Source organism: Bordetella genomosp. 9, from assembly GCF_002261425.1.
Taxonomy (GTDB): Bacteria; Pseudomonadota; Gammaproteobacteria; order Burkholderiales; family Burkholderiaceae_B; genus Bordetella_C.
This window is the reverse complement of the sequence record NZ_NEVJ01000002.1, coordinates 892,935-904,411: the sequence shown is the minus strand read 5'-3', so window position 1 is coordinate 904,411 and position 11,477 is coordinate 892,935. Positions and strand designations below refer to the sequence as shown.

Annotated in this window: 13 protein-coding genes; 12 read left to right on the top strand and 1 reads right to left on the bottom strand. The window is 69.1% G+C overall.

Translation table 11 applies throughout. The features are described from left to right. The first annotated feature begins 157 nt into the window (after positions 1-157). Positions 158-1,048: a LysR family transcriptional regulator gene (locus CAL26_RS10320; protein ID WP_094846765.1), complete on the top strand. Its 891-nt coding sequence runs from the start codon at positions 158-160 to the stop codon at positions 1,046-1,048. A gap of 8 nt (positions 1,049-1,056) precedes the next feature. On the opposite strand, the gene CAL26_RS10315 is transcribed toward CAL26_RS10320, so the two are convergent. Then, positions 1,057-1,791 (bottom strand): 4'-phosphopantetheinyl transferase family protein, encoded by a 735-nt coding sequence (locus CAL26_RS10315; RefSeq protein ID WP_143277403.1) that lies wholly within the window; start codon positions 1,789-1,791, stop codon positions 1,057-1,059. A 133-nt stretch (positions 1,792-1,924) separates the two neighbouring features. Here CAL26_RS10315 and CAL26_RS10310 point away from each other — a divergent pair, with 133 nt between their 5' ends. The 11 genes from CAL26_RS10310 to CAL26_RS10260 are packed head-to-tail and all read left to right on the top strand — an operon-like array spanning position 1,925 to position 11,474. Beyond that, a complete protein-coding gene (locus CAL26_RS10310; protein WP_094846763.1) occupies positions 1,925-2,656 on the top strand; it encodes a beta-ketoacyl synthase chain length factor in 732 nt (243 codons plus the stop codon). Continuing rightward, entirely contained in the window at positions 2,653-3,456 is an 804-nt protein-coding gene (locus CAL26_RS10305) for a lysophospholipid acyltransferase family protein (protein ID WP_094847024.1), read from the top strand. The genes CAL26_RS10310 and CAL26_RS10305 overlap by 4 nt, the downstream gene beginning before the upstream one ends. Beyond that, a complete protein-coding gene (locus CAL26_RS10300; RefSeq protein ID WP_086064375.1) occupies positions 3,437-3,709 on the top strand; it encodes a phosphopantetheine-binding protein in 273 nt (90 codons plus the stop codon). The genes CAL26_RS10305 and CAL26_RS10300 overlap by 20 nt, the downstream gene beginning before the upstream one ends. Before the next feature lie 4 nt (positions 3,710-3,713). After that, entirely contained in the window at positions 3,714-3,989 is a 276-nt protein-coding gene (locus CAL26_RS10295; RefSeq protein ID WP_094846762.1) for an acyl carrier protein, read from the top strand. Continuing rightward, positions 3,986-4,594 carry a hypothetical protein gene (locus tag CAL26_RS10290; protein ID WP_218831525.1) on the top strand — a complete coding sequence of 203 codons (609 nt, stop codon included), beginning with the start codon at positions 3,986-3,988 and terminating at the stop codon, positions 4,592-4,594. Before CAL26_RS10295 ends, CAL26_RS10290 begins: the two co-directional genes overlap by 4 nt. Positions 4,595-4,614: 20 nt before the next feature. Further along, positions 4,615-6,354 (top strand): AMP-binding protein, encoded by a 1,740-nt coding sequence (locus CAL26_RS10285; RefSeq protein WP_179283315.1) that lies wholly within the window; start codon positions 4,615-4,617, stop codon positions 6,352-6,354. Further along, positions 6,351-7,115: a glycosyltransferase family 2 protein gene (locus CAL26_RS10280; RefSeq protein WP_094846760.1), complete on the top strand. Its 765-nt coding sequence runs from the start codon at positions 6,351-6,353 to the stop codon at positions 7,113-7,115. Before CAL26_RS10285 ends, CAL26_RS10280 begins: the two co-directional genes overlap by 4 nt. After that, the gene (locus CAL26_RS10275) at positions 7,112-8,041 is read left to right on the top strand and encodes an LpxL/LpxP family acyltransferase (protein ID WP_094846759.1); all 930 of its coding nucleotides are present in this window, start codon (positions 7,112-7,114) and stop codon (positions 8,039-8,041) included. Before CAL26_RS10280 ends, CAL26_RS10275 begins: the two co-directional genes overlap by 4 nt. Then, the gene (locus CAL26_RS10270) at positions 8,034-8,459 is read left to right on the top strand and encodes an acyl-CoA thioesterase (protein WP_094846758.1); all 426 of its coding nucleotides are present in this window, start codon (positions 8,034-8,036) and stop codon (positions 8,457-8,459) included. The genes CAL26_RS10275 and CAL26_RS10270 overlap by 8 nt, the downstream gene beginning before the upstream one ends. Continuing rightward, entirely contained in the window at positions 8,456-9,076 is a 621-nt protein-coding gene (locus CAL26_RS10265) for a LolA family protein (protein ID WP_256988282.1), read from the top strand. Before CAL26_RS10270 ends, CAL26_RS10265 begins: the two co-directional genes overlap by 4 nt. Next, complete coding sequence (locus tag CAL26_RS10260; protein WP_143277402.1) at positions 9,060-11,474, top strand: MMPL family transporter; 2,415 nt, start codon at positions 9,060-9,062, stop codon at positions 11,472-11,474. The genes CAL26_RS10265 and CAL26_RS10260 overlap by 17 nt, the downstream gene beginning before the upstream one ends. The last annotated feature ends 3 nt before the right edge of the window (positions 11,475-11,477 follow it).

Here is an 11,477-nt window from a genome sequence, read left to right as displayed (position 1 = left end):
GCAAATACCAAAGCCACTGGAATGCATAACCTTTGGATATGCCTTGGGCCTTGCGCCGCCCCCACGCCCCTTCGGTGCAGGGAACACACCATGACGCGTGCGCCCGCAGGCGATTCGATATAACCTTTTGCTATTCAGTCCCGTCCGACCGCCCATCATGCGCCTGCGCCACATCGAACTTTTCGAAGCCATCCGGGCGACCGGCTCGCTCAGCCGCGCCGCCCAGGCCCTGCATATTTCGCAGCCGGCGGCCAGCAAGATGCTGGCGCACGCCGAAGCCCAGATCGGATTCCGGCTCTTCGAAAGGGTGAAGGGCCGCCTGCGCGCCACGCGCGAGGCCGACATCCTGGCCCCGGATATCGCGCGCCTGTCGCGCGACCTGGAAAGCGTGCGCAAGCTGGCGGCGAACCTGCGCCACCACCCCCGCGGCCATTTGCGCATCGGCTGCGCGCCCAGCCTAGGGCTGGGCGTCGTGCCGCGCGCGGCGGGCATCAGCCGCAGCCGCCAGCCGGACATCACCTTCAGCCTGCAGACCCATCACACGGATGAGCTGATCGCCGGGCTGCTGGCGCGCGAGATCGATATGGCGATCACGTATGAGCCGCCCTCCCACCCCGGCATCGCCCGCATCGACCTGGACCGTTCCGAGATGGTGTACGTGAGCCGCGAACCGGGCGGGCAGCCGGTGCCGCTGGCGGCGGTGCGGTCCGACAGGCTGATCGCCATGAGTCCGCACGATCCGCTGGGCAATCTGCTGCAGGCCGCGCTGGCCGAACACGGGGTCAGCATGAACACCGCCCTGCAGGTGCAGACCCACTATATGGCCTGCGCCATGGTGGAAACGGGCTGCGGCGATGCCATCGTCGATGCCTACAGCGCGCACGGCATCTCGCGGCCCGGGCTATCGATCCGCCGGCTGGAACCGCCGGTGCATTTCCATATCGGCGCGCTGGTGCATGCGGACGACCCGATGTCGGCCTTGCATCATGGCTTCGTGGAATGCCTGCGCCTGGCATGCGCCGAAGTCGCCCTGGCCTTGACGCCTTGACGCCTTGATCAGGACCAGCGGCCGGCGATAGTGATCCGTGGCGACGCGATGCCCTGGGCGATACGCCAAAGCGGCACCGGGCCGGCCCCGGCATCCGGCGGCGCCTGCGCAGCGGACGCATCGGATGCTTCGGACGCCTCGGCCGTGTCGGGCGCGCGCCACGCCACGGACACCATCCATGCGTCGTCGACGATCGCCGACCACGCGCGCCAGCCGGCGCCGGGCGCCCGCAACCGCCATCCGTTCCAGGGCAGGCCCGCGCCCGTCAATCCCACCCCGCGCATATCGGCCGGGAACGCCAATCCCGCGGCCTTGATGAAGGACTCCTTGAGCGTCCACAAAAGGTAGAACGCACGCAGGCGGTCGGCGTCGGCGGCGCTTCCCGCCAGCGCGCCTGCTTCTTCCACCGAGCAGCACCAGGGCGCCAGCCGCGCCGTATCCCGTGGACGCAAGGCCTCCAAGTCGACGCCGACCTGCCAGCCCGCCGGCGCGGTGGCCACGACCGCATGCCCCCCCGAATGACTGAGCGACCGGGAAACCGGCGCGGCCTTGTCGGAATCGGATGCACCGGCGCTACCGGCCGAAACCTGCTGCAACAAGGCGCGGCTCACTCGCCAATCCCGCTCGGCACGCGCGGATCGTGTCATTTGCGCGCGTTGCCTGTCGGCGCTTTGCAACAGATCCGCGCGATACTGGGCCGCCAGCCCCGGGCCCGCCCACCACAGCGTCAGGGGCGCGTTCAAGGCGCGCACCCTGCCAGCATGCTTACAACTCGCTGAAAAATCGTTGGAACGGGCAGAATTAGGGGTGTGAACATGCCTTGAACGATAACAACAAAGCCCCTATCGGGTCCGGTGGACCGGTACACTTCCGCGCATGTTCAACTTCGCAATTTCCGCATGGCAAGCCTGGGCGCCGGGCATCGAGGATTTCCCCGCATGGGAAACGTGGGCGCGCACGCCGTATCGCCCTGACATCAGCGCCGCTCCCCCCAACCTGGGTTTCCTGCCGCCCCTGCAACGCCGCCGGCTGAGTCCGCTGGCGCGGATGGCCGTCGCCTGCGCCTGGCCGCTGGCGGACGGGCGTCCCGCCATGCCGGTGGTCTATGCCTCGCACCACGGCGAAACCACCCGCAGCTTCGAACTGCTGCAATCCCTGGCGCGCGACGAAGCCCTGTCGCCGACGTCCTTCAGCCTGTCCGTGCACAACGCCACGGCCGGGATGTGGTCCATCCTGCGCAAGGAAACCGTCGAATCGGTCGCCCTGTCCGCCAGCGGCGACGGCTTGGAGAGCGCCATGGCGGAAGCCTGCCTGCTGCTGGACGCCGGCCACCGCGACGCCTTGGTGATCCTGGCGGAAGAAGCTCCGCCCGCCGCCTACCGCCCATGGATAGACGACGTGCCGTTCTCCTATGCGCTGGCGCTGCGCGTCAGCCTGGGCGATGAATTCCAGCTGGACCTGGGCCCGCCGCGCGACAGCGCCACCGCCGCCCCCGCCACGACGGAGTGGCCCCACCCGTTGAACCTGCTGCGGCACCTGCTGCTGGGCACGGCCGCATGGCTGCACCCGGGCCGCGCCGCCGACTGGCGATGGCGGCGCGCATCATGAATACCCTGCCGGCCACCGCCGCGCGCCAGGACGCCTGGCTGCTGCGCCTGATCGCCACCGCGGTGGCCTTCGGCCTGTTCGGCCTGGGCGGCCTGTTCCTGCGCCTGGTGGTGTTTCCCGCGCAGCGCCTGCTGATCGTCAATCCGGCGCGGCGGCACCGGCGCTCGCGCGCCGTCATCAATTGGACCTTCCACCGGTTCGTACGGCTGCTGGTCCGCATGGGCGTGCTGACCTACGAATTCCGCGGCGTGGAGCGCCTGGGACGCCCCCACCAGATGATCGTGGCCAATCACCCGTCGCTGCTGGACGTGGTGTTTCTCATCGCGCACGTGCGCAACGCGAATTGCGTCGTCAAGCACAGCCTGGTCAAGAACCCCTTCACCGCCGGGCCCATCCTGAACGCGGGCTACATCACCAACGACGAAAGCATGGACATGCTGGATCGCGCGGCCAAGGTCTTGCGCGACGGCGAAACCCTGATCGTCTTTCCCGAAGGCACGCGCACGCCCGTGGACGCGCCGCCGCGCTTCCATCGCGGCGCCTGCGCCATCGCCGTGCGCGGGGCCGGCGTCATCACGCCGGTCGTCATCACCATGAATACGCGCAGCCTGACCAAGGGCGAGCCGTGGTACCGCATTCCCCATCGTCGCATGCACTATGTCCTGGAGGTCGGCGCGGACATCGATCCCCGGCAATGGACGGAGCGCCATCCCGCTCCCATCGCCGGACGACGCATGAACGAATATCTGCATCAATATTTCGAAATGGAGCTAGGCCTGGATGGAACAGCTGGAAAGTGAGATCAAGCGACTGATCATCGAGTCGCTGGGATTGGAAGATATCGCGCCCGAGGATATCGACAACGATGCCGAACTGTTCGGGGATGGACTGGGGCTGGATTCCGTCGATGCCCTGGAACTCGGCCTGGCGCTGCAAAAGCGCTATGGCATTGCCATCGATCCGGAAACGCGTAATATGCGCGACCATTTCGCCACCGTGGCCAATCTGAGCAAATTCGTATCCGCCCAGCGGGCGCCTGAGCAACGGAGCTAGTGTTATGCAAACCCGGGAAGACATCTTCAGCGTCCTGCGCGAAGCCCTGGTGGAATTATTCGAAATTCCGGCGGAACGCGTCGTGCCGCAGGCGCACCTGTACACCGATCTGGAAATCGACAGCATCGACGCCATCGACCTGCTCGATCACATCAAGCGCGTCACCGGCTACAAGCTGGCCGCGGAAAATTTCCGCACCGTGCGTACCGTGCAGGACGTGGTCGACGCCGTGTGGGAACAACAGCAGCAACTGCGGCAGCAGCGGGAATCGGCTGCATGACGCGAGGCGTCCTGGCGATCGCGCTGCTCCTGGCCGGCGTGGCCTATCCGTTCTTCGTGCATGCGAACCTGCAGAACGGCACCGCGCGCTGGCTGTTGCTGCCCATGGCGGGATTGTGGCTGGCGCGCGCGCTGGCCGACCGCAAGCGGGTGGCGGGAGGCTGGCTGCTGCCGGCGATCGTGACGGTGTTCTGCGCGATCGTCGCGCTGGCGGACGACACGCGCTGGCTGCGCGGCTACCCGGTCCTGATCAACGCCGCCATGTTCGCGGTGTTCGCGTCCAGCCTGTGGCGCGGCATGCCCGTCATCGAACGCTTCGCCCGCCTGCGCCATCCCGATCTGCCGCCCCAGGCGGTGGCCTATACCCGTCGCGTCACCCAGGTCTGGGCCGGCTTCTTCGCCTTCAACGGCCTGGTGTCGGCGGCGCTGTCGCTGTGGGCGCCGTGGCATTGGTGGACCTTGTACAACGGCGTCATCAGCTATGTCCTGATCGGCCTGCTGATGGCGGGCGAATGGCTGGTGCGGCCCAAGCCGGGCAGGACCGGCGCTGCCCGCGGACCGGTCGAGGCCATGGACGCACGCGCCATCGCGCGCGACGGCCGTTGAAAGGGCGCGCCGTGGCCTGGATGGATCCTGCCGTGCTGTTGACGGGCGCGCGCCCGGGCGTGAACTACGCTTGCGAGCCCCTGCTGGACCACGATGCCTTCGTGCGCCAGGTACTGGCCGCCGCCGCCGGCCTGCGTGCCCGTGGCGTGCTGCATGCGGGCCTGTGGTTCGAAGACGCCGCGTCGCTGGCGATCGCCCTGTACGCCTGCTGGCGCGCCGGCGCGGTCGCCATTCTGGCGGGCGACGCCCGGCCGGCCTCCTGCGACGCGATCGACCCGCGCGTGGACCTGTGGCTGACCGATTTGGCGACGCTGCCGGTGGCGGAAAGCCGGCGCCAGTCGCTGGCCGGCGTGGCCGGCACGGCCACGCCCTTGAGCGCCTGCACGCTGGATCCGCGGGACGGCGGCGTCGTGCTGTGCACGTCCGGCTCGAGCGGACAGCCCAAGCAGATCCACAAGCGCTGGTCGCAGCTGATCGCCGAAATCACCGCATTCGAGCATTCGTGGGGCTGGTCGGCGCGGCCCGCCTGCGTACTGGGCAGCGTCAGCGCCCAACATATGTACGGCCTGCCTTTCCGCGTGCTGTGGCCCCTGGCCGCGGGACGCCTGATCGGCCGGGCCCAGTTGGTGTATCCCGAAGCCTTGCAGCAGGCCAGCCTGGCGCACGCGTCCTTCGCGTGGATCGCCAGCCCCGCGCTGCTCAAGCGCCTGGGCACGCAACTGGACTGGCCGGCGCTGGCGCGCGGGATCACGCAGATATTCTCGGCGGGCGGACCGCTGCCCGAAGACGTGTCCGACATGCTGGCGGCCCAACTGGGCTGCCGTCCCATCGAAATCTATGGCAGCTCCGAAACCGGCGCGGTGGCCTGCCGCCGCGGCGGCGAAGCCTGGCATGCGCTGCCCGGCGTCACGACGGGCGTGGCCGACGGCGCCTTGTGGGTCGAATCGCCCTGGCTGGACACGGCCGGCCGCACCACGACGGCCGACGCGGCGACGCCGGCCGGTGACGGCTTCGTCCTGGAAGGCCGCCTGGATCGCATCGTCAAGATCGAGGAAAAGCGCCTCGCGCTGCCGGAGCTGGAAGCGCGCCTGATGGAACACCCCCACGTGCGCGAGGCGCGGCTGGGCGTCGCCGGCGCGCCGCGCCTGACGGCGCTCGTGGCGCTGGCGCCATCCGGCATCCACATGCTGCGCAACCAGGGCCGCAAGGCGCTGGTCGAGACATTGCGCGCCCACATGGCGGCCGCCGTCCCGGCGCTGGGCGTGCCCCGCCACTGGCGCTTGATGCGCGACCTGCCCTGGAACGACCAGGGCAAGCTGCCGCAGGATGTCTTCGCCGCGGCCGCGATCCGTCCGCGCGCGCCCGACGCCCAGCTGCTGGCTGCATCGGACGACGTGGAGGGAGTGCGCGAGCTAAGGCTGAGCATGGAAGTGCCGCTGGACCTGGTGCACTTCAACGACCATTTCGCCGATATGCCGGTCGTGCCCGGCGTGGCGCAGATCGAATGGGCCATGGACCTGGCGCGCCGCCATGTGCGGCCGGACCTGGGCTTCCACGGCATGGAGGTGCTGAAATTCCAGCGCCTGGCGCGCCCGGGCGATCCGCTGGAATTGACGCTGGCCTGGCATCCGTCGCGGTCCAAGCTGTATTTCGAATTCCGGTCGTCCGGCCAGCCCTGCTCGTCGGGCCGCATCCTGGCCGTCGCGAGGGACGCGACAGAGGCGACAGGCGCGGCAGGCGCGACAGGAGCGCCGTCATGACGCCCCACAGCCTATGCGCCGTCATCCCGGTCTACAACCACGGCGACACCGTCGGCGCGGTGGTCGATCGCGTTCTGGCGCATGGCATCCCTTGCATCCTGGTGGACGACGGCTCCGCGCCGGCGTGCGCGGCGCGGCTGGACGCCCTGGCAGCCGCCGGCAAGGCGACGCTGGTGCGGCGCGCCAGCAACGGCGGCAAGGGCCGCGCCGTGCAGGACGGCCTGCGCCGCGCCGGCACCCTGGGCTACACGCACGCCTTGCAGATAGACGCCGACGGCCAGCATGCCCTGGACGATATTCCGGAAATGGCGCGGGCATCCCGGGCCCACCCCGCGGCCCTGGTGGGCGGCGCCCCGGCCTTCGGCGAAGACGCGCCGCGCAGCCGCCTGTACGGGCGCTGGCTGACCCGCGTATGGGTGTGGATCAATACGCTGTCGACCGCCATTCCCGACGCGATGTGCGGCTTTCGCGTCTACCCGCTGGCGCCCACGCTGGCCTTGCTGGAACGCCGCGACCCGGGACAGCGCATGGATTTCGACATCGCGGTGCTGGTGCTGCTGCACTGGCGCGGCGTGCCCATGGTCTGGCGCCCCACGCGCGTGATCTACCCGGCCGGCGGCGTGTCCCACTTCCAGGGACTGCGCGACAATGTGCGCATCAGCGCCATGCACGCCCGGCTTTTTTTTGGCATGCTGCCACGTGCGCCGGGCCTGCTGGCCCGCAAGTTCAGGAATCAGAAGTTCAAGAATCAAAAGGCATGACCAGTCCCCCGCCCGCCCGACATTGGGCCGCCGAACGCGAACGCGGCGCGCCTGTCCTGATGCGCCTGACGGCGTGGGCCGCGCGCGCCTTCGGCCGGCGCGCGCTGCGGCCGGTGCTGGCGGTGATCGTTTTCTACTTCTACTGCTTCAGTCCGTCCGCGCGTCGCAGCATCGCCGAATACCACCAGCGCCTGCGCCAGGCTGGCGCCGCCCAGGCGCTGCCGGCGCGCCGCGCCGTATACGGCCAGTTCCAGGCCTTCGCCGAGGCCATCCTGGACAAACTGGACGTCTGGCAGGGCCGCCTGACCGTGCGCGACGTCGACATCCACGATCCTCACCAGCTGCATGCGCAGATGTGGGCGGACCGCGGGCAGATCCTGGTGGGCTCGCATCTGGGCAACCTGGAAGTCTGCCGCGCGCTGGTGGAACGCAGCGGGCAACTGACCATGAACGTGCTGGTGCACACGCGCCATGCCGAGTCCTTCAACCAGCTGCTGGCCCAGGCCGGCGCCACGCGGTTGCGCCTGATCCAGGTCACCGAGCTCGATCCCGCCATCATGCTGCAGCTGAACGAACGCGTCGAACGCGGCGAATGGCTGGCCATCGCGGGCGACCGCGTGCCGGTGCGCGGCGGCCGCGTGGTCGACGCCGATTTCCTGGGCGCGCCGGCGGCTTTTCCGCAAGGGCCCTGGCTGCTGGCCGCGCTGTTGAAATGTCCCGTGAACCTCTTGTTCTGCACCAAGATCGATGGCCGCTACCGCGTCACGCTGGAACGGCTGGCCGATCGGATCGAGCTGCCGCGCGGGCGGCGCGACGAAGGCGTGCGCCAGTGGGCGCAGCGCTACGCCGACCGCCTGGCGGCGGAATGCCGCGACGCGCCGCAGCAGTGGTTCAATTTCTATCCATTCTGGAGCCGTCATGCGTAAGCGCGGTGTCTACGCCGTGGAAACGGCCGTGACGGTCCCCTTCTTCGATGTGGATTCGATGAACGTGGTGTGGCATGGCCACTACGTGAAATACCTGGAGCAGGCGCGCTGCGACCTGCTGGACGCCATCGGCTACGGGTATGACGCCATGTTCGCCTCCGGCTATGCCTGGCCCGTCATCGATCTGCAATTGCGCTATATGAACCCCGCCATATTCGGCCAGCGCCTGCTCGTGCGCGCCGAACTGGTGGAGTGGGAGAACCGATTGAAAATTCATTACCTGATTACCGATGCCGAGCATGGCACGCGCCTGACGCGCGCCAGCTCCGTGCAGGTGGCGGTGCGCATGGACAACCGCGAAATGCAACTGGTGTCGCCCGCCCCCTTGCTGGACGCCGTAAGCAAGGTGCTGGCATGATGCGCCGCGCCCTACGTTGGGGCCGCCGCCTTGCCGCCGCCGTGCTGCTGGCCGCCGCCGCCGCGCCGGCCTGGGCCTTCGACCTGGCCGCCCTGCAAACCCAGCTGCGCGAAGCGCCAGTGGTGCGCGGCCAGTTCGTGCAGCAGAAATTCCTGCGCTCGCTGCCGCAGCCGCTGACCAGCACCGGCCTGTTCACCCTGTCGGCCACCGACGGCCTGCTGTGGGAACTGCGCGCGCCGCTGCACCAGGACCTGCTGCTGACGCCCGATGCCGTCTTCCGACGCGACGATGGCGGCAAATGGCAGGCCTTGCCGCAGGCCGTGGGCGCGGGCCGCGAAACGCGTATGTTCCTGACCGTGCTCAGTGGCGATACGCAATCGCTGCAGGACAACTTCGACATGGCGCTGAAGGGTTCGGCCGGCGACTGGCAGCTGGTCATGACCCCCAAGTCCGCGCTGCTCAAGCAGATTTTCACGGACATCCAGATTTCGGGCGGCAAGCTGGTCCAGCGCATCGAACTGCGCGAAACCCAGGGCGACAAGACCGTCATGGAAATGAAGAACACGCGAGCCGATACCAAGCTGAACGACGATGAGCGCCGTGATTTCAACCCCTGAACGGCGCGTGGCGCGCGAACGGCGCCTGACCCTGTTGTTCCGCATCGCGCTGGCCCTGGTGGTCTGCCTGGGATTGTGGGAATGCCGCCACGGCTGGCCGGTATCGTCCAGCCTGCTGGACCTGGTGCCCACGGCGCAGGGCGACGCGCTGCGCCAACGCGCGGATGACCGCATCCAGGAGCCGCTGCAGCGCCAGGTCGTCGCGCTGGTCAGCGCCGGCGACCGCGAACGCGCCATCGAACTGGCGCGCGGCATGGGCCACGTCTGGCGGCACAGCGGCCTGTTCGCCGACGTGATGGTGGACGCCGACGTCGACATCGACGCGGTACGCAAGCAGCTGCTGTCGCAGCCGCTGGCGCTGTTGCCGCCGCGCGCGCGTGAAACCCTGATCAAGGATCCCGCCGCCTACGCCGCGCGGCGCGTGCGCGAACTGGCCGATCCGTTTTCGTCGGCGGGCCTGGTGCCGGCCAATGACGACCTGCTGGGCCTGGCGAATGCCACCGAGCGCACGCTGCGCACGGTGGGCAAGGTGCAGCTGGACCTGGTCAGCGGCACGCTGATCGCCCACGAAGGCGACAAGGATTGGGTGCTGGTACGCGCCCAGACCAGCGGCGACGCCTTCGACGCCTCATCGCCTGGCGAGGTCGCGCGGCTGATCGACGAAACGCGCGCATCCATCGTCAAGGACGGCGGGCAGATGCTCGTCACCGGCGGACCGCTGTATGCCGCCGAAGGCCGCGCCCGCGCCGTCGGCGAAAGCAGCTGGATCAGCGTCATGGCGATACTCGGCATCATCGCGGTGCTGCTGCTCACCATGCGCGGCCTGCGCTCGCTGCTGGCCTTCATGCCGGTGGCCGTGGGCATGCTGTGCGGCATGGTCGCGTGCGTGGCGCTGTTCGGCACCATCCATGTCCTGACGCTGGTGATCGGCGCCAGCCTGATCGGTATCGCCATCGATTTCCCCATGCACCTGCTGGCCAAGCGTTACGGGATGCCGGACTGGCAGCCCTGGCCCGCGCTGCACCGTGTACTGCCGGGCTTGACCATCAGCCTGGCCGTGACGCTGGTGGGGTATCTGGCGCTGGTCTTCACCCCCTTTCCCGCGCTGACGCAGACCGCCGTGTTTTCCGCCGCGGGCCTGCTGGGCGCCTACGCCTGCACGGTGTGCGAGCTGCCGAACTGGCTGCGCGGCTGGCAGCCTCGCCCCTTCGTGCCGCTGGCGCGCCTGTCGCAGGCGCTGCTCGCGTGCCTGGCGCGCTGGGCCGGGCGGCGCCCCACCCTGCCCTTGCTCGGCGCGGGCGTGCTGCTGCTGTGCGTCGGCGGCGTCCTGCACCTGCGCGTCCAGGATGACCTGCGCCAGTGGCTGTCCCTGCCCGGCCCGCTGCTGCAACAGGCCCTGCAGATCCGCCAGATCACCGGCATCGAAGCGACCAGCCAGTACTACCTGGTGCGCGCACCGGACGCCAACACGCTGTGGGAACGGCAGAACGCCCTGGACAGCCGGCTGGACAAGCTGGTGCAGGGCAAGTCGCTGAACAGCTATCTGTCGCTGAACCAGCTGGTGGCGCCGGAAGGCGCCCAGCGCGCGCTGCTGGACGCGATGCGCGATACCAACTGGCGGGCCCGCCTGCTGCCTTCCTTCGAGGCCGTCGGCATCCCCGCGCAGGCGGTGCTGCAGCAGGTGGACGCCCTGGCCGCGCAGGAACCCGTCACGGTGGACAGCGTGCTGAAGGGCCCGCTGGGACAGACCCGCGCCATGCTTTGGCTGGGCGAAGACCACGGCCAGGTGGCGGCGATCACGTCGCTGCAAGGCCTGCACGACACCGCCGCGGCCGCGGCGGCCGCGCAGGGCCTGGAAGGCGTCGCCTTCGTCGATCGCACCGGGCAGTTGAACGAGACCTTCGCACAGACCCGCGTCCGCGCGGCCGAACTCAAGCTGCTGTCCTACCTGGTGGCCGGCGCGCTGTTGTGGCTGACGCTGGGCCGCTCGGCAACCTGGCGGCTGCTGGCCGTCCCGCTGGCCGCGACGGCATGCACGCTGGGCGCCCTGGGGCTGCTGGGCCAGCCCCTGACGCTGTTCAGCCTGTTCGGGCTGCTGCTGGTGTCGGCGATCGGGCTGGACTATGCCATCGTCATGTACGAACGCGTCGCCGGCGCGGCGGCGAGCTTCGTCGGGATCGTGCTGGCCGCGGCCACGACCATGCTGTCCTTCGGATTGCTGGCCTTCAGCAGCACGCCCGCCATTTCGAACTTCGGCCTGTCGGTGGGCATGGGCGTGGCCTTCTGCGTCCTGTGGGCGCCGTGGGTGCGCCAGGGCACCCGGTCCGAACGCGAGCCGGACACCATCGCGGCGGGCGGCGATACGACTCGCGTTGCCTATCCCTATAACAAGGCTTGAACG